Origin of the sequence: Convivina intestini (assembly GCF_003096575.1) — a bacterium.
Classification (GTDB): domain Bacteria; phylum Bacillota; class Bacilli; order Lactobacillales; family Lactobacillaceae; genus Convivina; species Convivina intestini.
The window spans coordinates 31,910-54,724 of sequence record NZ_QEKT01000003.1 but is presented as its reverse complement, the minus strand read 5'-3'; the positions used below and the strand labels follow the sequence as shown (position 1 = coordinate 54,724).

The following is a 22,815-nucleotide window of genomic DNA, read 5'->3' as shown; positions in this document are numbered from 1 at the left end:
TTAAACATTCCTTTCATTTCAAAAAAAAACAATAAACTATATGATAACCTATAAACTAAGATTACAGGAGATAGTAAATGCATTTTGGACAATTTCGCTTAGGGTTGCGTACTCTTAAAACTGGTGTTTCAGTTATGCTCATCATTGTTATCTTCCATTTTTTTCAACGGCCACCTTTTATTGCGGCCCTATCGTGCATTTTTGCTTTACGAGAAACTTGGGATAACACCATTCATTTTTCTAAAATACGGCTAATGTCCAATACTGTTGGTGGTGCTTTTGCCTTGCTGTTTTTTTGGTCCCGTCAGGCCACTCATAATGCTCCTTGGGTTTCAATGGTACTCTTACCAATTTTTGTCATGGCCGTGATTGTAATTTTAGATGCGATGAACTACAACAAGGGAGTTATCGGTGGATTAGCCGCCCTCTTAATGATTTCATTAACTATCCCCTTAAACGCCACCACTAATTATGTCTTTCAACGGATTACTGATACCTTTATCGGCGTCATTTTTGCAATCGCTGTGAACCGTTATCATGTACCAAAAAAACAAGCCGAATAGGCTTGTTTTTTAAATATCCAAATTTAACTCTTTAATAATAGTTTTAATGACACCATTCTCAGTATTAGGCGCAACGGCCTTTTGAGTAATTTTCTCTTTCATAAAGTCATCCGCATTAGGCATCAAGTAATGATGCGGATACTTTTGCAACATTTCTAAATCATTGGTATTGTCACCAAACACCATGATTTCATCATCCAAGATATTATAGTAATCCTGTAGGACTTCTAAAGCAGTTGCTTTGTTAACCCCTTTAGGCAAAATATCAACTGAGCCAAAGCCCGAACCAGTGGCATGTAGCTCATCACCAAATATTTTTTCCAAGGCCTCAGCGTGCTCACGAACCTCTTCATGTGGCCAAACAAAAGTAACGCCGATGATTTTATCATCAATTGCCATTAATTTTTCAACCTGGTGGACATTGGGATAAAACATTTCAACCATTTCTTTAACCTGACCAGTGGCATGATTCGAAATATAGGTCCCTTGATTTCCAGATAAAATAATTAGGTTATCAGCCGAATCTGGATTAGCAGCATTCCAGTCAATAACCTTTTGAATTTGAGCTGCTGATAGATATACAGAGTATAAATCCTGTTCATGCGTAGCGACAATCGATCCGTTAGAGGCAACGTAATCAATCTGTCCTCCCCGTTCAATAACCGGCTTAAATAAGGTCCGCAAATTAGCAATTTGCCTTCCCGAAGCGGCTACAAAACGAATCTCTCTTTTTTGCAGGGCCGCCAGTACTTTTTCAGAATAGTCGATATCATAATTATCGTCACTCTTTAAAAAGGTACCATCCATATCGGTGGCAATCATTTTAATTGTCATCTGTTCCTCCTTCCACTCACATTAAAAATCCATTTAATGCTGCTGTGGGATTGGTTTGATAAAGAAAAAGACGGCCAACGCAGCTTTTCATTATTGAAACTGCTTCAAGTATTCTTGATAGCCTTGCTCATCAATTACCCAGTCCAACTCACCAATATATTCGGCGTGCGGATCGTGGTACGCAAAGCCATGTTTAAACTTGTAGAGCCCGTCGGTTGGTACAAAATCACCAACGCCGCCAAAATCATACTCAGTTTTGCCTAAAGCTAGACCCCACTTTAGCATTTCCCACTGTACGGCATAGGGAGCATAGTGTTTAGCATATTGACGATTGGAACCAGCATACATATACCAAATCTCATCACCATAACTAAAACCAATACCACTAGCCACCACTTGATTGTCAAAGTGAGCTAAAAATACTTTAAAGAAACCTGTTCCCTGCCAAAGCTGCTGCATACGCAAGAAATAACTAAGCGGGCGATGGGTTATTTGTTGGGCTTTGGCCATTAAAACATAGGTATCAAAAAAGGCTTCCACATCGGCTTGGCTGTCACCACTAGTAACCACCACGCCATCTTTAGCAGCACGACGAATTTGATTGCGGTAGTCTCGCTTAAAATGCTTCATCAAGCTTTCTTCATCGGTGATTTTTTGAGCGCCTTCACCCCGACCATCATAGTAGAGTACGACGTTTTTACGAGGTTGAATGTTCCCGTGCATGTGCTCAATTTGACGATTACGCGTAATGAACCCAGCTTGACGGTACCGAGCATCCAGTTCGTCTGAGTAAGGCACTTCAGGATCTAAACGTAAGAGAAATACATTATCCGGTAAAGCTGCCAGAGCTTCTTTGATTAACGCCTTAATTAAATCAATATCATCTAGATTGGCAATCGGTCCACGGCCACTATAGGCTAAAAGCTTACCAGGTACCGCTTCAACAGTTAAGACCGTCATGACCGCATCAATTTGACCGTTGGTTTCATGGTATACGTAAACATGGCCCCAATTAGCCTTTAGGTCGCCCCACAAAGGGTCTTGTGTCACCTGTCCGCGTGGATCCGTTCGTACAAAGTTTTGATATTCGGCTACCTTTTTTTGATCATCTAAATTTAAAAGTGGCATTCCGTTTTAATTCCCCGTTGTAATTGAACCGTAGTTTTGAATAAAGTAAACCAATGTTTGTAATTCGTTAGTTAAATCAACGTTTTGAACTCGTACACCGGTTGGTACCGTTACTCGTAATGGCGTAAAGTTCAAAATCCCTTTTACCCCAGCCGCTACCAATTGGTCGGTTATTTCTTGGGCCACTTCTTGTGGTACCGTCAAAATTGCAATATTAATACGTTGAACAGCAATTTGTTCTTGTAAATCTTCCATGCTATAAATCGGTACACCGGAAAAAACGTGACCAATCCGTTCTGAATCGACATCAAAGGCTGCCGCAATCCGCATATTAGAAGATTGATGAAAATTAAAGTTTAAGAGGGCCTGTCCCAAATGACCAACCCCAATTAAAGCCACATTGATTAAGCTATTTTGATCCAAGACATTCGCAAAAAATTCTAACAAGGCCTCAACATCGTAACCGTACCCACGCTTACCTAGAGCACCAAAGTAAGAAAAATCACGACGAATCGTAGCCGCATCAAATTTAGTAGCATCGCTTAACTCAGCTGATGAAATCCGCTGAGTCCCAGCATCATTTAAAAAAGTTAAATATCGATAATAAATTGGCAATCGCTTAGCGGTTGCCCGAGGTATTTTCGGTTGTTCTGGCATGATTAACTCCTGTGTTTAATAAAGTTTGTGAAATACACACTTATTCAGTATACCACAAAATAGAGGCTTTCCTATATTACACCTCTAATCTTTCACAATGTTTTTAAAACTCCCCCAACTCAAAATCTAATCCAGGATTAGTATTTAAGTCTAGACCAGCAAAAACATGGTCTTGATAGTTCCAAAAACCTGCTGCACCAATCATTGCTGCATTATCACCGCTGTATTGAATGGGCACTGGAATATAGGTTGTCTCAGGGAATTCGGTTAACATTGTTTGCAAAGCTTCCCGTAATTGTGAATTAGCAGCGACACCACCGGCTAAAATAAAGCTACGAACCGGATAATTAGCCAAAGCCTTTTGCGTACGGCCAACCAAGGCGTCAACCACTGCATTCTGAAAAGCACAGGCCAAATTATCAGCATTAATTGTTTCATTTTTTTGCTGAGCATGATGCACATAATTAATGACCGCGCTTTTTAAACCTGAAAAACTAAAATCATAATTATCTTCATGAGCCATGGCTGTTGGGAATTTCATTTGTGCTGTACCGCGATGAGCCATTTCATCAATTTCTTTACCAGCTGGATAGGCTAGACCTAACAAACGGCCAACTTTATCAAAGCTTTCTCCAGCCGCATCATCACGAGTTTCACCAAGAACTTGGAATTGATTTTGTTTTGGCATTAAGACCAACTCAGTATGTCCCCCCGAAACCATTAAGGCTAGCGCTGGATATTGAATTGGCTGATTAAAATTCGCAGCCGCAATATGACCAGCCAAATGGTTCACCGGAATAATTGGTAAATCATGGGCTAAAGCAAAAGTTTTCGCCCCCATTAATCCCACTAAGAGTGAGCCGACTAAACCTGGTCCGTAAGTAACGGCAACAGCATCTAATTCATCAGGTTTTACCTGGGCTTGATCTAAAGCGTCATCTAAAACACGACTAATCCATTCAATATGATGCCGGCTAGCAACTTCCGGCACAATCCCCCCAAAACGTTGATGGGAATTAATCTGAGTAGCCACACTATTACTCAACACTGTGTGGCCATCTTCTACAATAGCCACACTGGTCTCATCAGCACTAGATTCAAATGCAATTATTTTAGTCATTAATCTTCTCCATCATGATGGCATCTTCTCCATTTCGATAGTACGCACGCCGTCGATAATACTCTGAAAAACCCAATTTTCGATATAAGGCTTGAGCCACCACATTATCAGCGGCAACTTCCAATAAAAAACGATGAACACCGCTCAAAGCTAAGACTGCTTCTAGCAGTGCCCTTCCTTGGCCTTGGCCTTGCTGTTTGGGATCAACGGCCAAATAGTTGATTTCCAACTCATCTAGGATATGTGTAACGCCAACAAAACCTGAAGAACTGATGAAATAGCTAGCCCGAGGGCTAGCTATTTCATGTTCAATGACACTTAAAGGTAACTGTTCCGTACCAAATGCAGCTAAGCCAATTTGATAAATTATTTGAGCATCTTTTATTTGCGCTAATTTAACGATCAATATTTAACACCATCGACAGGGCATCCTCGTGATTATCACGATAATATTCTTTAATTATCGCAATCGTCTGATACCCGATTTTTTCATATAAATGACGAGCAATATGATTAGAAGCCCGTACCTCTAAAGAAGTAGCTGGTAAATTTAATTCTTCTCCTAATTTTTGAACCATCTTCAATAAAAAGGCGCCAATCCCATGACCTTGCCAAATTGGTAAGACGGCTAAATTGGTAATATGTAAGTCATGATACCAAGCCCGCTGAACTAAACCAATAAAAGCAACTAAGCGGTTTTCGTGCTCAACAACCAGATAAATTCTATCTTCCGGATGACGTAGTTCAAAAGAAAAATCAGCTGCTTGCCAAGGACTATATCCATCATAGACGGCCTCTTGAATTGCTACCATTTGCTCAATATCAGTAGCTTGGGCATAACGAATAGTAAACCAGTTTTCTCTAATAACTACCGTCTGCGATTCAAACACTTGAAAAGGCATGAGTGGATGATTACTGCGACCGTTAGACTTCGAAAACATAATCTTCCGGACGATCCTCTCCTGGATGTTGCGCCAGCCAATTTAATTCGGCCTGCGTTTTACGGAGATAGTTAGGGTTAAAATCAGCAATATTTTCTACTGGCGTCTGCTTCAAGCCTATTCGAATAATTCCATCCCCATTAGGCAAACTGTCTTCCGGCGCTAAAATTGTGACGACCTGATCCTTTAGTTGATCCATAATTAAATCAGCAAAATTTTGAGCATCACCTAAAAAAGTTACGGCAGTTGACTTTTGTCCCAAGAAATCCAAGACAGTTTGAATTGGATAATGACCATCAGCCAAGAGATTATCACCGTTTTGATAAACACCGGTAAAAACGTTTTGGTTACGGGCGTCAAAAATCGGTACAACCAGACTATCACCTGGTATTTGAGCAGCTAAAATAGCCAGACTAGATACCCCTACTAACGGAATATTTAAGGTATCAGCTAAAACTTTTCCTACCGTAACGCCGATTCGCAGCCCGGTAAAAGATCCAGGTCCTTGAGCTACGACAATTCGGTCTAAATCAGTTAACTGCCAGTCCTGCTCTTGTAGTAGCTGTTTAATCGCTGGTAACAGCTGAATCGAATGACTCCGGGGTTGGTTGGTTTCATATTGTTGTACAACCTCTGTGTCCTGCGCTAAAGTCACAACCAGGGGTTGGTTACTAGTATCAAATGCTAAAATCTTCATAGTTTTTATTTTACCACAGCCAAACCAGCGGAAAAACAATAAAAAAAGCCGCTCAAGGCGACAATCATTATTGTAATCACTTAACTGATTTACTTGGCAAGGCCCTCATCAACCATAACCTTAGTAATCACTTCTAATGCTTCTTTTTCATCCGCACCATTAGCCTTAATGGTTACGTCGGCACCATGACCAACACCCAAAGACATCACACCCATGATGGACTTCAAGTTAACTTCCTTACCTTGATAAGCAAGGGTCACATCAGAAACGAACTTAGAAGCTGCTTGAACCAACAATGTAGCAGGGCGAGCATGAATTCCAGCCTCTGCAATAATATTAAAACTCTTAGTCTCTGCCATGATAAAAATCTCCTTTTAGTTATCGTAACTATCCTTCTACAGTTTAGCAAAGCGCTTACAAAATTTCAAGCGAAAAGCTTTTGAAGTCCTGCTACTACTATGTTAATACCGATTATAGCACCTCTGTTAAGGGTTAGCGGGATTTATCTGTGAAATTAAATGCAAATTATCGCATTCGGCTAATATTTCCTAATTTCTGGGGTTTGATAATCTTGCATAAAATCCCAAATTTCAGCTAAAGAATCTGAGAAAAATAGAGCCGCACGATTATTTTTAGAAAGGAAACCAGCTTGAACCATTTCATCAAAAAACTTTTCTAATACATCAAAATAACCAGCCACATTGTAAAAAATACAAGGATTAGCGTTATCGCCCAAAAGTGCCCAGGAAAATGCTTCTGCAATTTCTTCTAGGGTACCCGGGCCACCTGGTAAAGCGATACAAGCATCGGCTTTAGCCAGCATTGTTTTTTTACGAGTGGACATGTCTGCCACCACGGTTAGATCTTTTAGTTGAGGAAGGGCCGTTCCACGATCATATAACTCTTGCGGGATTACGCCAGGTACATGGCCACCCAGCGCTAAGACAGTGCTACCCAAAATACCCATTAAACCAAAACCGCCCCCACCATAGACCAGAGCCAAGTGATTGTTAACTAACCATTGTGCCAACTCTTTTGTCGCTGTTTGGTAACTAACTTTGTTACCAGTTGAAGCACCACAATAGACGGCAATTGATTCAATTTGTTTCATTGCAGCTCTCCTATCCTTCCTTTGGTATAAAAAATTGATTGCCCGCTGCTTTGGATAATCGATTGTTAAATGCTCGACCGAGACCCATTTCTGGCATCCGTTCCACATAAATTGTTTGGACGCTATCCCGGTCGTCAAAATAACGTAAGCCGGCAAATAATTGCTCACTAGCATTCATTATAGACGAGCCTAAAGACCAAGTTTGCTGACCAGGTAAAGCCAAAATATCCAATTCCTCTTCTAAGGCTAATACAACGTCAGCTGGCTTTAAAGCCAACTTTAACTCCGCAATATCCAAAGGATCAAACACAACAACCGGCTTATCCGGTGCATAATGGCGATATTTCATGCCCGGTGCTTTAGGTGTCTGATTATCCGCGATTGCTTTGGCACTAGTAGCATCAATCACGCTTTGGCCCAAGGCCTGACTCAACTCTTCTTGCGTGACGGCGCCGGTTCTAAGAATGGTTGGCTGACTGGTTGACAGGTCGATCACCGTTGATTCAACCCCGACTGTTGTTGGTCCATCATCAACAATCCCCGCAATTTTACCCTGCATATCATGCCAAACATGGGCCGCTGTGGTCGGTGAAGGTTTACCAGAAGTATTAGCACTAGGCCCTACGATTGGCGTACCAGCCAAACGAATTAGCTCCTGGGTCGCTTGATTATCTGGCAACCGAAAAGCCGCCGTATCTAATCCACCGGTAACCAAAGGTGACACTTTACCGATTTGAATTGGCAAAATAATCGTTAAAGAACCCGGCCAAAATTGATCCATTAACTGGCGGGCTGTCGGTGAAATCACAGCTAAATCGGCTACCTGATCAATTTGATCAACAGTAATAATCAAGGGATTATCGGCTGGACGGCCCTTAGCCGTAAAGACTTTTTGTACGGCAGTTTCATCTAGGGCATTGGCCCCCAATCCATATACCGTTTCAGTTGGAAAAGCCACTACTTGACCCTGTTGAATTAGTTGAGCCGCAGCTTGCAAATCGGCTGGTAAAGTTGTAAATTTTTTAGTTTCCATGACGTTTTACTCTAATCATCCGGTCTAAACCGGAAAAATCTTGTTTTAAGGTAACTTCGGCATCCGGCACTGCTGCCTGAAAAAGTTCCACCAAAGTCGGTCCCTGATCATAGCCAATTTCAAAATAAGCCCGACCATTTGCCGTTAGATGTTGTCCTAAATCCTGGGCAATCGTTTGATAAATAGCTAAGCCCTGATTATTAGCGTATAAGGCCAAATCAGGTTCATAATCTTTAACACTTTGATCCATTTTAGCCTGCTGGTTAACATCAATATAAGGGGGATTGGACACAATAATGTCAAATTGGGCCTGTTGATCTAAATTCTGCCAAACATCAGATTGGATGAAGCTAATATGGGCTACATTTAGGCGTTGAGCATTACGCTGAGCCACATTTAAAGCCGCTTCTGAGATATCCAAGGCCATTCCCTGCAAACGTGCATCAGCCAACAACAGTGTTTCAATAATTGCCCCGCTACCGGTACCAATATCAAGCACTTTAAGCGTATCCATCCCCGGTTTTAAATCTTTTAAAATCCACTCAACTAACTGTTCGGTTTCAGGACGCGGGATTAACACCCGTTCATCAACCATAAATTCATGGCCATAAAAAGGAGCTAAACCAAGTAAATATTGTGGGGGCCGCCGATTAATCAGTCCAGCGATCCATTGTGGCCAAACCTGACTAATATTTTCAGGTAGCATTCGCGTTATATTGGCACGCAGCATACCATAATTGATACCTAGTGCCCCGGTCAGCAAAAAATCAATATTATCAGCTGACTCACTTTCATCTAAACCAGCTGCCGTTAACTCTGTTAAAGCCCATTTTCGAGCTTCTAAAATTGAAATTTTAACTGGCTGACTTTTCCCGGCATTATTATTTATCATCATTGATTCAGCGCCGCTAATTTAGCTGTTTGTTCGGCCAAGACTAAGGCATCAATAATATCAGCTAATTCTCCGTTCATGATTCGGTCTAATTTATTTAATGTCAAACCAATTCGATGATCGGTCACTCGATTTTGCGGATAATTATAAGTCCGAATTCGTTCGGAACGATCACCCGAACCCACTGCGTTTTTACGTTGGGCAGCATACTGGGCTTCATTTTGTTGCGCAAAATGATCATAAACACGAGCGTTTAGAATTTTCCAGGCGCGGGCACGGTTTTGCTGCTGGGAGCGTTCATCTTGCATGGCAACGGTAATACCGGTCGGTTCGTGGGTCAAGCGGATGGCTGAACTAGTCTTATTGACGTGCTGTCCTCCAGCACCACTGGAACGGTAAACGTCTTCACGAACATCTTTAGGATCAATCAATCCATCCATTTCAACTTCTTCAAATTCAGGCATAACCCCTACCGTAGCTGTACTAGTATGCACTCGTCCCTGGGTTTCCGTGGTTGGAATTCTTTGCACGCGATGGGCACCACTTTCAAATTTCAACTTGGAAAAGACCTGCGTACCACTAATCATCAAGACGACTTCTTTATAACCGCCAACTTCTGTCGTACTTTCATCAACGATTTCAACTGACCAGTTTTGACTTTCAGCATAACGACGATACATGTTTAATAAATCCCCAGCAAATAGCGAAGATTCATCCCCACCGGCGGCTCCTCGAATTTCCATAATGATGTTTTTATCATCATTAGGATCTTTGGGTAACATTAAGACCTTCAACGTTTCTTCAAGGTTTTCTTTTTGCGGACGTAGTTGAGCTAGATCTTCCTTGGCCAAATCAGCCATTTCATCATCACTAAGTAGTTCCTGGGCATCGGCAATTTCTTGAACAACTCGTTCATATTCTTTAAATTTTTCCACAGTCTCCCGCAAACCACCGGCTTCTTTAGAAAGAGCCATATAATTTTGAGAATCATTCATAACTTCGGGATCGGCCAACATTTGATTTAACTCATCATAACGATCAACCACTGTTTGTAACTGGGCAAAAATATTATCCATAACCGTACTTATTCCTCCGTCCTAATTTTTTCAATGATTGGATGATACCAGTGGTAACGGCAGGTTGGCATATACGTACTATCCCCACCAATCAAGACTTGTTGCCCAGAATACTGAGGCTTTCCATTAACGATTCGTAACTGGGTGGTTGCTTTTTTACCACAAAAAGAACAAATTGTTTTCATTTCTTCTAATTTATCAGCCACTTCCAGTAAACGCTTAGACCCTTCAAAAAGTTGGTTAAAGGCATCCTGCTTTAGACCAAAAGTCATCACCGGCAATTTTAATCGATCAACCACATAGGCCAGCTGGTCGACTTGGGCAGCAGTCAAAAACTGGGCTTCATCAATTAAAACCGCAGCCAAATTAGGATTTTGTTTGGCTGAAATTGTTGCAAACAAATCTTCTTTTGGGTCGATAACCTGAGCTGTCCGTGACAAGCCAATCCGACTTGTTACTTTACCAACCCCATAGCGATCATCAACCAAGGGCGTCATTAATAAAACTTCCCGTCCCTGTAACTCGTAATTATGAGTCACTTTTAAAATCTCAATTGATTTACCAGAACCCATTGCTCCATATTCAAAATACAACTGCGCCATTTAATACATCCTTTTGTCTATAATCCTTACATATTATAACAATACGACTTCTAAATGGCGACTCAAACACCAGTTGCCATCCTGTAGAATCTAGCAAAACGTGGTAGAATAGTAGCCATGAAAGTGGGGATATCATGACCATTAAGAGTACTTTAGCTAAATTCAGCGCCAAAAGCAGTCACTGGTTTTTACGTGACATTTTGCATCGAGGTGGCACTAGTTTACCAGGTAAACTAGCCGTTGCCATTGATCCCGATATTTTACACAAACTATCTAATGATTTTGATTTGGTAATTGTCACTGGCACCAACGGAAAAACACTAACCACGGCCTTAATTACCCGAGTACTAGAAGCCGGTGGATATTCGGTTATTACGAATCCGTCTGGTTCCAACATGGTCCAGGGAATCACAGGTACTTTACTAACCACGCCAATTAAGCCATCGCCCAACGGCAAGAAGCCGGTGGCCGTACTAGAAGTTGATGAGGCCAACGTGGAACGAATTGCCCAAGCGATTCCACCCAAGATGTTTGTCTTAACCAATATTTTCAGAGACCAGCTAGACCGCTACGGCGAAATTTACACAACCTACCTCAAAATTGTTGCTGGAATTCGCAAGGCACCCGATGCCGTGGTCTTAACCAACGCTGATTCACCAATTTTTGCCCGTGGTAATTTCAATAATCATCGTATTTTCTATGGCCTTGATAATGTTGCGCCAGCCGATTATCAAGATATTAAGGCGCCCAACAACACCGACGGGATTCTTTCACCAACTGATAACTCGGTGTTACACTACAATTTCATTACTTACGCCAATTTAGGTAAATATTTTAGTGTTACCGATAATTTTGTCCGTCCTCAGTTGGACTACCGAGTGACCAGTGTTGATCAGCTCAATCCTAAATTTTCTGAATTTTCGATTGACAATACGCCTTTACGAATTGAAATTGGCGGGCTTTACAACATCTATAACGCCCTAGCCGCCTATGCGGTTGGTCGAGAATTTGATGTTAAACCCAGTGACATCAAAACTGCTTTTGAATCAAATGCGCAAATTTTTGGCCGGCAAGAATCTATTCAGGTCAAGGATAAAGATGTCACCATTTTACTCATTAAAAATCCAGTGGGTACTAACTCGGTGATTGACATGATGATGACTGACCCCGAGCCATTTTCGCTCATTACCCTATTGAATGCTAATTATGCCGATGGAATTGATACGAGTTGGATTTGGGATGCTGAGTTTGAAAACTTGCATAACGCTAAATTAACCGCAGTAGCTACTGGTGGACAACGCTATCAAGACATTACCGTTCGTTTAAAGATGGCTGATTTTCACTTAGAGGGAACTTATCCTGATCTAAGTAAAATTACCGAAGCAATTACTAAAATGCCAACTAAAAAAGTTTATATTGCCGCTACTTATACAGCAATGTTACAATTACGCGAACAATTACGAGCACAAGGATACATTAAGGAGGAATTCTAATGGCCGACTATACCCTGAACATCGCTCACTTATACGGTGATTTAATGAACACCTATGGCGATTACGGCAATATTATTGCCCTCAAGTATTACGCCAAACAAATTGGGGTCCAAATTAATGTTGAATTAGTTTCTCTTAATGATGATTTTGACGGCCACAACTATGATTTTGTCCTCTTTGGGGGTGGGCAAGATTATGAGGAAACGATTGTTGCTCACGATTTAAAAAATAAAGCCGGTCAAATTAAAGACTACATTGAAAATGATGGTCCTCTGCTAGCTGTTTGTGGCGGATTCCAATTGCTAGGCCATTACATGGAAATGGCCGATGGTTCCAAGGTCGATGGTATCGGTGTTATGGACCACTACACCACTAACATGACGGCTGATGAAGTGCAGACCTTAAAAGGGCAGCGCCTAACTGGTGACATTACCATTAAAAACGATGAAACTGGTGAGACCTACCATGGTTTTGAAAATCATCAGGGTCGCACCTTCTTAGGTAAAGGTGAGCGGGCTTTAGGCCAAGTCACCAAGGGCCAAGGAAATAACGGTATGGATCAGAGTGAAGGCGTTATTTACCACAACGTCTACGGTTCATACTTCCATGGACCGATTTTCACTCGCAACGGTAACTTAGCCAAGCGGGTCTTGGCAACCGCCCTATCTCGTAAATATCCTGACATCGATTGGAAAGAAAAATTAGCGACAGTTCCAGCCGAAAGTTTCTAAGTTTAATACTAAAAGCTCGATTGGCGTAAACACCAATCGAGCTTTTTACTGTTCTATTTATTTTGACTATCGTTTTTATCGTTTAACTCCTGCGCTTTTTTTACCTTCGCAACTTCCCGGTAATACCAACGCATAATTAGTATTAGACCAACGGTAGAAACTGTCATGGCAAAAATCACCCATAAGAAAAATAATATCCATTTGTCCATTTATCTCTCCTACTGCTAACAATTTATTCTGATAAATGATAATAATAAGTTGCAATGGAAATGCCATCCATTGTGGAAAGTGCAGTCCGCAACCGCAATGAGCTTTGGTTATGCAAAATATTTTGCCAAGGCTTTTTCGGTACAAATTGTGGCACCACGACCGTCACCGAATGATTAACAGTTTTCGCCCGCTTCGAAACTTTATCAACAAAGCCTACCACCGGCCGAATGATTGACCGATAAGAACTATGAACGTCAACATAACGAACGTCTGGGAAATCATCCTTAAACTGTTTAGCCGTCTTTTCTTCCTTAGCCGGATTAACATCAAAACTTACGTGCATAGCGACCACCCGATCACCAATCGATTGCGCATAATCAATGGCTTCAGAAGTCACCCGAGTCATATTAGAAACCAAAACAATTACCGTTGCACCATCATACTTATGACGTAGTTCATCAGTATTATTAACATACTGTAGTCGTAACTGATGGCCAATACTATCATAGTGATTGCGAATCTTTAAGAACATACTCAAGATAAGGGGCATGATGATTAAATAAGGCCAAACATGATTCATCCGAGTGACGAACAAAACAATTACCAAAGCAGCCGACATGAAGGCCCCAATAAAATTAATCGTAGCCTTACCAAACCAAAACTTAGGACGCAAGCGCATCCAGTGAATAATCATACCGGATTGTGACAGGGTAAACGGCACGAAGACACCCACTGCATACAGTGGAATCAAATCATCAGTAGATCCATGGAAAATTAAAGTTACTAAGATTGCCCCAAAAGCCAATGACAAAATACCATTAGAATAGCCAAGACGATCTCCACGGTCCATGTACAAGTGTGGTAAATATTTGTCGCGTGCCAGATTCAAAGCCAACATCGGAAAGGCCGAAAAACCGGTATTAGCGGCCACAGCTAAAATTAGGGCCGTTGCTAATTGCACCGTGTAAAAACCAAGGTTGTGCCCACCAAAGGTGATAGCAGCAATTTGAGACAAAACTGTTGATCCACTAGCCGGCCGAACGCCAAACCAATAGCTCAAGAAGGTAATACCACCAAAGAAGGCTGCCAAAATGATGGCCATCAAGCCCAAGGTACTAGCAGCATTTTTTTCTTTGGGTTCCGTGAAATTTGGCACGGCATTGGAAATGGCTTCCACCCCAGTTAATGAGGAAGAACCACTAGAGAAAGCTCGTAAGAAGAAAATAATGGTCAAACCGCTAAAATCAGTACCAATTCGGGCGGCTGCATGATAAGGTAACTGACCTGTCAAGGCCTGGAAGACACCCCAAGCAACCATAACAGCGATGACTACAATAAAGAAGTAGACGGGTATCATTAAGAAATTAGCACTTTCCCGTAAACCACGTAAATTCATAGCCGTTAGTAATAAAATAATTAAAATCGAAAGAGCCACTGAAAATGGTAATAATTGGGGAATAGCCGCGGTAATGGCATCGGCAGCCGCCGATGCCGAAACGGCAACCGTTAGCATGTAATCAACTAATAGAGAACCACCAGCTACCAAACCAGCCTTGGAACCCCAATTTTCACTGGCAACGGCATAAGCGCCCCCACCCGAAGGATAGGCGTGAATAATTTGTCGATAACTTAAAACAATGGCACCCAAAAGGACCAAAATAATCAAGGCAATTGGAATCTGGAGCCATAAAGCTACCGCCCCAGCTGATAACAAAACAGCGGTGATTGATTCAGTTCCATACGCCACTGACGACAGGGCATCAGAAGAAAGCAAAGCCAAGGCTTTCGACTTAGACAGCGACTGACCGCCCTCCTCCAAGGTCTTGAGCGGCTTTCCAATTAAAAGGCGCTTAATATTACGAAGCATGTGAATTCTCCCTATAACTTTGTTCTAATACCCACACATTTTACGCTTTTTTTACCTAGAAAAAAAGAATCAAAGCCAGACTAATCAGTTAGATTTAATAAGCGATATCCATTAATTCTTTGATAAAGTCAATATCTATTCCTGCAAAAAAATGAACGCCGGCCGGACCAGTAAGTAGCAGCTCTTTCAACCAGCCACACCAATACTGTTTTAACTGCGGATCAGCTGGCAACGTCATTAAGCGCCTAGTCAAAGTTACTGGCAAACCTTGGCCCAAATTATTCTCAATCCACTGGCCTTGCTTAACCGTCATAACTGGAAAAACACCAGCAATTAAGGGTATTTGAGGATAACGTTGCTGAAGTGCTTCTTGCAGCTGCTTGAATAAACCCAGATCAAAGAAAATCTGAGTAATTAAAAATTCAGCACCAGCCGCAATCTTAGTATCAATTTCACTCAATAAAGCTGGTAAGCCAAGCGTGGCAATTTTATTAGGATCAACCGTGGCCCCTAAATCAAAATTAAATGCCGATTTATTAATATCTTTTAAGAGGCTGGTGGCACTATGATAGTTAGCGGCTGGAGCGACTCGATCTCCCCGCATGATTAGGAGATGGTCTAACTGATTTTCTTGTAATGCAATTAATTTTTGTTGTATCTGAGACTCAGCGATAGTACCAGCTGGCAAATGTAATAGTAAGGGACGCTGGGTTCTCATTTGTAAGGCCTGTCCGGCCGTCAGTAATTCCTGCCATTCTTGATCATTTTTTGTATGATTAACCAAACTCAAATATTGAAGGTTAGTTAGTTGATTTATTTTTTTTACGGTATCCTGTCGTTTCAAATCAGCCACGGTAACTTCCATAGAAAAAATCAACTGGTTTTGATAAAGATTGTTTTTTAAGTGATTGGACATACTAACCTGCTTTCATTCATTTCAACATGACAACTAAACCAATTTTAAATTATGATATAATCAGACCAATAATTAAGGAGGCTTTTATGTACGAACCAAGTCATAATTCTGATAGTGTCGTCCAGGCCAATATTGATAAGCCCGGTCGCAATCTGATGTTCTTATCTGCCGATTGGTGTGGTGATTGTAAAATCATTAAGCCTTTTGTTCAAGGCATCAAGGACGAAGTAAGTCAAACTGCCAATTGGTTTGATGCCGACCGCGATGATAATCTTGAAGTCGCTAAAAAATACGGCCTCCGAGGGATTCCCGCCTTTGTTCTCTTTAAAGACGGTCAAAAAGTTGATCAAATTGGGCATGGTGAAAGATTAACGCCTAACCAAATCATTGAGTGGTACCGAACTACTCTATCATAAAACCAAAAAGGAAACCGACTTACCTGACGGTTTCCTTTTTATTTTTCATTTTGATTGATAAAGTTTTGAACGATATCAGCCGGAATGGCAAAACCAATCCCTTCCACACTGGTACCATCCGATGAAGCTGAAATTTTAGCCGAATTAATACCAATTACTTGACCATCCAAATTAACTAATGCTCCCCCAGAGTTCCCAGGGTTGATAGCTGCATCAGTTTGAATCGTTGTCAAAGCCGTCCCACCGGTATCCTTACTGGATAGTTCCCGTCTAGGAGCGGAAATAATGCCACTAGTCATTGTGGAAGCGTAAGCCGAGCCTAAAGGAGAACCAATCGCCAAAACGGACTGTCCCGCTTTTAATTTATCAACAGCACCAAAAGTAGCGGCTGTCTTTAAAATATCGGTCTTGGCTTTTACAATCGCTAAATCTTTGCCGGCATCCGTTCCAACCACTTCAGCTTGGATCTTTTGACCATCGGCATTAATGAGCTGAATCGCCGCTGAGCCATCAACCACATGATTGTTAGTAATAATATAAGCATAGCCATCACTAATCTTGTAAACAACCCCCGACCCTTCCGAAGCGGTTTCAAGGTTGTCGTTATTCTGGGATTTATTTTGATTTAAGAAAGCTTCAATTCCCTGTGAAAGAGAAGCTTTCTTTTGTAAATTTTGAACCGTGACCACACTGGCTTTGACCTTATCATAGGCCTGCGTAGCCGGATCATTACTCACATAAGCCGTTTTTGCCACGGTAGTTGTCCCAGCTGAATCATGATGGGCTGACTGACTTAAACTCATTTGATACCAAGAGTTGGGCTGCAAACCACTATAAACGACACCCGCACCAATTCCAGCGGCTAAAATAGCTATTCCCAGCAATTCTTTATTTTTCATGAACATCTCCTAGTGATTAAAGCGGTAAGCTCACCTTAAAAATAGTTCCTTGCGGCTGATTATCACTGACAATAATCCGACCATTATGTGCCTGAACAATCCACTCAGCAATCGATAACCCCAGACCCGTTCCGCCAGTTTCACGATTCCCCGTTTTATCTTCGCGGTAGAAACGATCAAATATATGCTTTTTAGCTTCATTACTAATACCTCGACCAGTATCAGCAACAGTCAAGACTAACCGCTTTTTTTCAATCACAGCCGACACTTTTACGGTGGCCCCAGTGTCAGAATACTTCAACGCATTATCTAACAATAGCACTAGCAATTGATGAATTCGCTTCCGATCAAGCGCGACAGAACGATCAACATTAACGTCTAATTCGACCAACTTGCCTTCTAAATCACCCATTTCACGGTAAGGCGTCATAATCTTATTTAAAAAGGAGGCCACATCAGTGGGTTCTTTTTCAATCTTAGTCATATTTGACCCAGTTTTAGCCAAAGTCAACATGTTATTAGTTAACGAATTTAAACGACGAACTTCTGATAAGGACAAAATAATGGCCTCAGATTGGTCACGTACCGTTGAATCCGGCTTAGTCAACATCGTTTCTAACTTACCCTGAATAACTGACATCGGCGTCCGCAATTCATGAGCAGCGTTATTAACAAAGTCTTGTTGCTGCTGCCAAGCCTTTAAAATTGGCTTCATATTATGACGACTAATAACAAAAGCAAACATTACGGCTAGTCCAAAGGCAAAAGCAAAGGACCAAATAATCAAGTCTTGGAAGTGGCGTAAATTAATAACTGTGTCTGTTGCATCCACAAAGACATAGGCATACTTAGCATAGGTCATTTGATTATCACTACCACTGGGTACCATCAAAGTATTGTCTTTAAATTTAATGGCCTGAGCCCGGATATAACCCTTGCTAGTCTTAACCGTTTGAGGCGGTAAGTCTAAGTCCAACGAATCAAAGGCCACATTCATCTTAAAGGTTGGCGCTGAGGCCGATTGAGCCAGGGTGTCGACATTCTCACTAATAATCTGTTTTTGATTTTTATCATAGTAAAGCAATTTACCACGAAAATCATCAAAAGAGCCTACCGGACTGCCGTGCTGGTCTTTTTTGTTATTGGATAGCGTTGGTTGTGATAACAAATTCGTCTGACGATAATAATTAACATACTGCTCTAAAACTTTATCGCTATTAGAATAAATTGAATTAGAGTAATTCCAAAAAATCACACCGGCCAAAATAGCAAAAATTGCCATAAAGCTTAGGGCCAAAAAGGTAAAACCTTCAATTTGTTTCTTTCGATTGATTATCTTGGGCATCAGGTACCTCTAATATAAAGCCAATATTACGCAGCGTTTTAATTAATCCACTTTGTCCTACTGCTTCTAACTTTCGACGCAAATTGTTCAAATAGATATTCACTACATTAATCGTGGTATCAGAATCAATTCCCCAAATTCGGTCAAAAATTTGATCACGAGTAACAATAATATTTTTATTTTGACTAAGATAAGTTAGAATATCAAATTCTTTACCGACTAATTTAACCGGCTTACCATGCACTTGAACGCCTCGATTTTCTAAGTTGATCAAGACATCGCCCACCGCAATGGTGTTATCTTCTGAGTAAACCCCTGAACGTCGTAAGAGAGCCTTAACCCGCACCAATAATTCTTCCCGATGAAAGGGCTTGGTGAGGTAATCATCCGCCCCGACATTAAATCCTTCGATCTTATCATCCAAGGAAGTCTTAGCGGTTAAAATCAATACTGGCGTTTCAATATGATTATCTCGAATGTTTTTAATTAATTCCAAGCCACTTTCACCAGGCAGCATCAAATCTGAAACAATTAGGTCATAGGGGGCTTCTTGGGCTTCAAATTCGCCATCTAAACCATCCGCAACGACCGTTACATCAGCGAAGTCTTGTAAAAAACCAACAATGTTATCGGATAAGTTTACATCATCTTCAATTAGTAGTATTTTAATTGCCTTAACCATCTCAATCTCCTCGTAACGTTTTAACTCACTATATTAGTTCCAGATTAACAGTAAATTAAATAACCAGCCTAACGCAGGCTAATACTAATTTTTAACGCTTGAGCCACCTGTTGCATTTCAGCGCAGGCTGCCTCTAAATGAGCAATTCGGTCTCTTAATCGTCGCCGATCAATCGTTCGAATTTGTTCGGTGAGAATAATTGAATCGCGTTTCATTCCCCCCATGTGGTCTGGTAAAAGAACATGGGTTGGTAATTTCGGCTTACTGATTTTGGAGGTGATTGCCACCACAATCGTTGTCGGCGAATTACGATTGCCCACATCATTTTGTACTACTAAGACCGGTCGGATTCCTGATTGTTCCGAACCAACTCCTTGTTTTAAATCCGCGTAAAAAATATCACCACGTCGGATGTTTTCATTATCTATTGTCATTATTTTACCTAATATGTACGTGCCAAAAACAAGGCATCATGAGCGATAGCAACGTGGAACCCGAGCACTAAACTCGGTTAAGAGTTCGTGTGGAATCGTTTCCGCATAATCTGCTAACGCTTCAATGGTAATTTGATTTTGGCCACTTTTACCTAAAAGTACCACAGGTGTTCCCACTGGTTCATTTTGATGCAAAGTGATAATAATTTGATCCATAGTCACCCGGCCAATAACTTGTTCAACTTGACCATTTACTAAAACATTCATGCCCCCTAAACGGCGATTATAACCATCGGCATAACCAATCGGTAAAGTTGCAACCCACTGGGGGTGCTCAGCCTGATAAGTTGCACCGTAACTAACTGATTGACCAGCCTGTAATTGATGCACTGCTCCAATTTCACTATAGAGACTAGCCGCCGGCTTAAGCGCAATTGGACTAGTTAATAGTGGTGCTCCAGGATTATAACCGTACAGAACTGAACCAACGCGAATAGTATGGGTTGGAATTTGCTGCGCATGAAAAAGTGCTGACCCAGAATTAGCCAAATGCCAATATTCCTCTGGAATACCAGCCGTTTGAACCCAACTCATGAACTTTTGAAGCTGACTATCATAGTAGTTTTGATTAAGATCATCAGCCGTTGCAAAGTGGGTAAAAACCCCCGCCAAATAAAGGGACGCATCCGCTTCAATATAACTATATAGTTCTTGTAATTCCGATAAACTTTCAGCGCCCATGCGTCCCATGCCTGTATCAACAGCCAATTGAACGCCCAGCACTTGTCCCGAATTAAGATGCGATTTAGCAACCTTCAACCAATCTAAATCACCCACAGCTGGTTGTAGATGATATTGAGCCATTATATCAGCATGCTCGGCAGGCTGTACGCCTAATAAACTAATCTTAATATCGGTTGCTACTAAGCCCTGGCGCAACTCAATGCCTTCCCCTACTGTTGCTACGGCAAAATCTTTAACACCAATGTCATATAGAGCCTGGCCAACGCGCACAGCCCCATGACCGTAAGCATTAGCTTTCACCACAGCTATCAAGCGCTTAGCACCAGTAGTCTGCATAATGGCCTGGGCATTAGCCTGAATGGCCGATAAATCAACTTCCAACCAGGTTGGTCGTAATTTTAAACGTTCCTCTTGTTTCATTGTAAGACTCCACGTCCCCCAGTTAAACTGAGTTTTAATTTTTCCAACCAAGATAATTTTTCAATTATCACAGTCGTATTTACAAAATCACCACTGTGGGTTATGGCGACCCGAACTGTGTAAGGAAATTTCTTAACAGTAATAATTGGCCGGCCATTATCAGCATTTAAAATAACAATATCATGCCAGTGGACTTCTTGACCAATCCCATAACCAGTAGCTTTGGAAAACGCCTCTTTAGCTGAAAAACGACCAGCAACAAATTCAGCATAGTGCTTACCATGTCGTTGTTGGGCAGCCTGCACTTCTTCCTTGGTTAAAATCATATCCAAAAAAGCCGGCTGACGTTCTAGTACCTGTGCAACCCGTGTAATCGATTCTAAATCATTACCAATTCCTACTATCATGGCTTAATTTTATCAAAAAAAAACTAACCTAACACATTAATGTGTTGAGTTAGTTAATTTTACTATGAAAAAGATTCTACATTTTGCTTGGAAGAATCAAACTTTTGCCAATCTGTTGATAAGAAACGATCATTAATCTGGTAATTAACATCTTGATAATCACTCGATAAGAACGGATTGATGTACTGATCAGCTTCAAGCCAACCACGCCAACCAATATGAATGGTATCTTGCATAAAGTACTTCTCACCACCACGATGAGACAAATCAGCAATATTATTGAAACCTTGTGATTGCAATTGATACTTGATTTTATCAACACTTTGATAGTACATCTCACGACTTAAGCCAGTATAATCTGACCAGCGTTGGTTAACCGGTGCAATCACAAAGAGTACATCCGTATGTTCCTGAGCAAATTGATCCAAGACAGCCTGCATATAGCTATATTCAACTGATTCTCGATAGTTAAACTTAACTTGAGATCCCTTGAGGCGCTTTTCTTGAGGGACAATTCGTTGCTTATAAAACGAATTCTTAATCAAGAAATGGTTTGAATTAGAAGACTTCTCAGCCTGCTTAGTAACAACTGAATCTAAGTCAGCACTATTATAATCATCTGGCAAAGACTGCATATTTTTCACAACCTTATTTTGCCAGTCATTACTTCCAACATAGTTCGAGAAGAGTTGGTCTTCGCGTGACAAAATCCGGTGTTCTAAACGCAACCGACCAATTTCAGCAGTGGATAGCGCCTGTCCATTTTCAATTTTTGTCACCAAACCAGCGTATAAATTACTCTGACTAACCACTGATTGATTCAACAAAGACTTAGCCATAAACTGGTCAGTCGGTGTAATCTTTTGAATATTTAACAACCAATCAACTAACTGTAGTGGTGAATAAAAATTCGAGAAGAAGACATTAACACCTTTTTTCGTGAACCATTGCGGTGACACAATAAATACCGCTTTTTTATGATTTAGCGCCGGCCGCATCTCTTGCATGCTCATGTAGTGAATCATTGACTCGGTACCAGCTTGACCCATCATAAAAGGTTGGTAATCGCGATGATACTTGGCCGCCAAAACCGAAGGGTGCATAGAATCAAAACGAGTTAATTCACTAGAACCAAAAAATGGTACATAGTTCGTTTGTTTATTATTGAAAGCAGCCTTCTTGACTGCTTCCCCCTTAATGATATTACTTGCAAAGGAAACAGAAGATTCACGAATCGCTTGTTGACTGAGATGGCTCAACGGAAACGGCAATAAAAATAACAAACCAATTAAGGCAAATGCCGCAAGCACCGGTCCGAAAATCTGCCATAATTTCTTTTTGTTCGTCATGATTTTATCCGATCAGGCTTTTTACCTTAGCAATAATTTTATTAGGTGTATCCCACTCGTCTCGATTAAATTCGGAAACTGGGGCTTGGATGCTGAACTTATTTTCTAAATCCAATAGCAATTCAACCGTGGCCATTGAATCCAACAACCCTGAATCAAACAAATTTTCGTCCATTTGATCTGAAATATCTTCACCAATAATGCCATTCAATACTTCAATTACTTCTGCTTGTACGTCCATTGTATTT

The 22,815-nt window shown here is 41.1% G+C and carries 28 protein-coding genes; 4 read left to right on the top strand and 24 right to left on the bottom strand.

The features are described 5' to 3' along the window. Window positions 1-77: 77 nt before the first annotated feature. Window positions 78-563, top strand: a complete 486-nt coding sequence (locus C7384_RS03700) for an FUSC family protein (RefSeq protein ID WP_089938521.1) — start codon at window positions 78-80, stop codon at window positions 561-563. Between the two features lie 9 nt (window positions 564-572). Here C7384_RS03700 and C7384_RS03695 read toward each other — a convergent pair whose 3' ends face one another. The 13 genes from C7384_RS03695 to C7384_RS03635 form a co-directional block, all read right to left on the bottom strand. Continuing rightward, window positions 573-1,397, bottom strand: coding sequence for a Cof-type HAD-IIB family hydrolase (locus tag C7384_RS03695; protein ID WP_089938523.1), 825 nt, complete (start codon window positions 1,395-1,397; stop codon window positions 573-575). Between the two features lie 90 nt (window positions 1,398-1,487). Continuing rightward, on the bottom strand, window positions 1,488-2,525 hold the full coding sequence (locus C7384_RS03690; protein WP_089938525.1) for a lipid II:glycine glycyltransferase FemX: 1,038 nt from the start codon (window positions 2,523-2,525) through the stop codon (window positions 1,488-1,490). 6 nt (window positions 2,526-2,531) lie between these two features. Beyond that, window positions 2,532-3,182 (bottom strand): redox-sensing transcriptional repressor Rex, encoded by a 651-nt coding sequence (locus tag C7384_RS03685; RefSeq protein WP_089938527.1) that lies wholly within the window; start codon window positions 3,180-3,182, stop codon window positions 2,532-2,534. Window positions 3,183-3,285: 103 nt separating this feature from the next. Continuing rightward, window positions 3,286-4,302 (bottom strand): tRNA (adenosine(37)-N6)-threonylcarbamoyltransferase complex transferase subunit TsaD, encoded by a 1,017-nt coding sequence (tsaD, locus tag C7384_RS03680; protein ID WP_089938529.1) that lies wholly within the window; start codon window positions 4,300-4,302, stop codon window positions 3,286-3,288. After that, window positions 4,295-4,708 carry a GNAT family N-acetyltransferase gene (locus C7384_RS03675; protein WP_089938531.1) on the bottom strand — a complete coding sequence of 138 codons (414 nt, stop codon included), beginning with the start codon at window positions 4,706-4,708 and terminating at the stop codon, window positions 4,295-4,297. Before C7384_RS03675 ends, tsaD begins: the two co-directional genes overlap by 8 nt. After that, window positions 4,698-5,243, bottom strand: coding sequence for a ribosomal protein S18-alanine N-acetyltransferase (gene rimI / locus C7384_RS03670; protein ID WP_089938534.1), 546 nt, complete (start codon window positions 5,241-5,243; stop codon window positions 4,698-4,700). The genes C7384_RS03675 and rimI overlap by 11 nt, the downstream gene beginning before the upstream one ends. Further along, the gene (tsaB, locus tag C7384_RS03665) at window positions 5,227-5,940 is read right to left on the bottom strand and encodes a tRNA (adenosine(37)-N6)-threonylcarbamoyltransferase complex dimerization subunit type 1 TsaB (RefSeq protein ID WP_089938537.1); all 714 of its coding nucleotides are present in this window, start codon (window positions 5,938-5,940) and stop codon (window positions 5,227-5,229) included. The genes rimI and tsaB overlap by 17 nt, the downstream gene beginning before the upstream one ends. A gap of 89 nt (window positions 5,941-6,029) precedes the next feature. Then, a complete protein-coding gene (locus C7384_RS03660; RefSeq protein WP_089938540.1) occupies window positions 6,030-6,299 on the bottom strand; it encodes a phosphocarrier protein HPr in 270 nt (89 codons plus the stop codon). A 179-nt stretch (window positions 6,300-6,478) separates the two neighbouring features. Beyond that, window positions 6,479-7,042, bottom strand: coding sequence for an LOG family protein (locus C7384_RS03655; RefSeq protein ID WP_089938630.1), 564 nt, complete (start codon window positions 7,040-7,042; stop codon window positions 6,479-6,481). 19 nt (window positions 7,043-7,061) lie between these two features. After that, the gene (locus tag C7384_RS03650; protein WP_089938542.1) at window positions 7,062-8,084 is read right to left on the bottom strand and encodes an L-threonylcarbamoyladenylate synthase; all 1,023 of its coding nucleotides are present in this window, start codon (window positions 8,082-8,084) and stop codon (window positions 7,062-7,064) included. Further along, window positions 8,074-8,976: a peptide chain release factor N(5)-glutamine methyltransferase gene (gene prmC / locus C7384_RS03645; RefSeq protein WP_243400710.1), complete on the bottom strand. Its 903-nt coding sequence runs from the start codon at window positions 8,974-8,976 to the stop codon at window positions 8,074-8,076. The genes C7384_RS03650 and prmC overlap by 11 nt, the downstream gene beginning before the upstream one ends. Continuing rightward, window positions 8,976-10,052 carry a peptide chain release factor 1 gene (gene prfA / locus C7384_RS03640; protein ID WP_089938546.1) on the bottom strand — a complete coding sequence of 359 codons (1,077 nt, stop codon included), beginning with the start codon at window positions 10,050-10,052 and terminating at the stop codon, window positions 8,976-8,978. Before prfA ends, prmC begins: the two co-directional genes overlap by 1 nt. A gap of 8 nt (window positions 10,053-10,060) precedes the next feature. Beyond that, entirely contained in the window at window positions 10,061-10,654 is a 594-nt protein-coding gene (locus tag C7384_RS03635; RefSeq protein ID WP_089938548.1) for a thymidine kinase, read from the bottom strand. Window positions 10,655-10,788: 134 nt separating this feature from the next. On the opposite strand from C7384_RS03635, the gene C7384_RS03630 reads away from it, so the two are divergent. After that, window positions 10,789-12,147, top strand: coding sequence for a Mur ligase family protein (locus C7384_RS03630; protein WP_089938550.1), 1,359 nt, complete (start codon window positions 10,789-10,791; stop codon window positions 12,145-12,147). After that, window positions 12,147-12,878 (top strand): type 1 glutamine amidotransferase, encoded by a 732-nt coding sequence (locus tag C7384_RS03625; RefSeq protein ID WP_089938553.1) that lies wholly within the window; start codon window positions 12,147-12,149, stop codon window positions 12,876-12,878. Before C7384_RS03630 ends, C7384_RS03625 begins: the two co-directional genes overlap by 1 nt. A gap of 53 nt (window positions 12,879-12,931) precedes the next feature. Here the strand turns inward: C7384_RS03625 and C7384_RS08115 are convergent, their stop codons facing one another. From C7384_RS08115 to C7384_RS03615, 3 genes are all read right to left on the bottom strand, one after another. After that, window positions 12,932-13,087 carry a hypothetical protein gene (locus C7384_RS08115; protein ID WP_165806772.1) on the bottom strand — a complete coding sequence of 52 codons (156 nt, stop codon included), beginning with the start codon at window positions 13,085-13,087 and terminating at the stop codon, window positions 12,932-12,934. A gap of 23 nt (window positions 13,088-13,110) precedes the next feature. Next, the gene (locus tag C7384_RS03620) at window positions 13,111-14,955 is read right to left on the bottom strand and encodes an APC family permease (RefSeq protein ID WP_089938554.1); all 1,845 of its coding nucleotides are present in this window, start codon (window positions 14,953-14,955) and stop codon (window positions 13,111-13,113) included. A gap of 94 nt (window positions 14,956-15,049) precedes the next feature. Next, window positions 15,050-15,871, bottom strand: coding sequence for a methylenetetrahydrofolate reductase (locus tag C7384_RS03615; protein WP_089938557.1), 822 nt, complete (start codon window positions 15,869-15,871; stop codon window positions 15,050-15,052). Window positions 15,872-15,957: 86 nt separating this feature from the next. Here C7384_RS03615 and C7384_RS03610 point away from each other — a divergent pair, with 86 nt between their 5' ends. Continuing rightward, window positions 15,958-16,287, top strand: coding sequence for a thioredoxin family protein (locus C7384_RS03610; RefSeq protein ID WP_089938558.1), 330 nt, complete (start codon window positions 15,958-15,960; stop codon window positions 16,285-16,287). A gap of 38 nt (window positions 16,288-16,325) precedes the next feature. Here the strand turns inward: C7384_RS03610 and C7384_RS03605 are convergent, their stop codons facing one another. The 8 genes from C7384_RS03605 to dltC form a co-directional block, all read right to left on the bottom strand. Continuing rightward, window positions 16,326-17,186 carry a S1C family serine protease gene (locus C7384_RS03605; RefSeq protein WP_089938560.1) on the bottom strand — a complete coding sequence of 287 codons (861 nt, stop codon included), beginning with the start codon at window positions 17,184-17,186 and terminating at the stop codon, window positions 16,326-16,328. Window positions 17,187-17,202: 16 nt separating this feature from the next. Further along, complete coding sequence (locus tag C7384_RS03600; protein ID WP_089938561.1) at window positions 17,203-18,531, bottom strand: sensor histidine kinase; 1,329 nt, start codon at window positions 18,529-18,531, stop codon at window positions 17,203-17,205. Beyond that, window positions 18,497-19,213 (bottom strand): response regulator transcription factor, encoded by a 717-nt coding sequence (locus C7384_RS03595; protein WP_089938563.1) that lies wholly within the window; start codon window positions 19,211-19,213, stop codon window positions 18,497-18,499. Before C7384_RS03595 ends, C7384_RS03600 begins: the two co-directional genes overlap by 35 nt. Window positions 19,214-19,281: 68 nt before the next feature. Further along, window positions 19,282-19,647: a type II toxin-antitoxin system PemK/MazF family toxin gene (locus C7384_RS03590; protein ID WP_089938565.1), complete on the bottom strand. Its 366-nt coding sequence runs from the start codon at window positions 19,645-19,647 to the stop codon at window positions 19,282-19,284. A 36-nt stretch (window positions 19,648-19,683) separates the two neighbouring features. Then, a complete protein-coding gene (alr, locus tag C7384_RS03585; RefSeq protein ID WP_089938567.1) occupies window positions 19,684-20,811 on the bottom strand; it encodes an alanine racemase in 1,128 nt (375 codons plus the stop codon). Continuing rightward, window positions 20,808-21,218, bottom strand: coding sequence for a holo-ACP synthase (gene acpS / locus C7384_RS03580; RefSeq protein ID WP_089938569.1), 411 nt, complete (start codon window positions 21,216-21,218; stop codon window positions 20,808-20,810). Before acpS ends, alr begins: the two co-directional genes overlap by 4 nt. A 62-nt stretch (window positions 21,219-21,280) precedes the next feature. Continuing rightward, complete coding sequence (gene dltD, locus C7384_RS03575; RefSeq protein ID WP_089938571.1) at window positions 21,281-22,567, bottom strand: D-alanyl-lipoteichoic acid biosynthesis protein DltD; 1,287 nt, start codon at window positions 22,565-22,567, stop codon at window positions 21,281-21,283. Between the two features lie 4 nt (window positions 22,568-22,571). Next, entirely contained in the window at window positions 22,572-22,808 is a 237-nt protein-coding gene (gene dltC / locus C7384_RS03570) for a D-alanine--poly(phosphoribitol) ligase subunit DltC (RefSeq protein WP_089938573.1), read from the bottom strand. Window positions 22,809-22,815 lie beyond the last annotated feature (7 nt).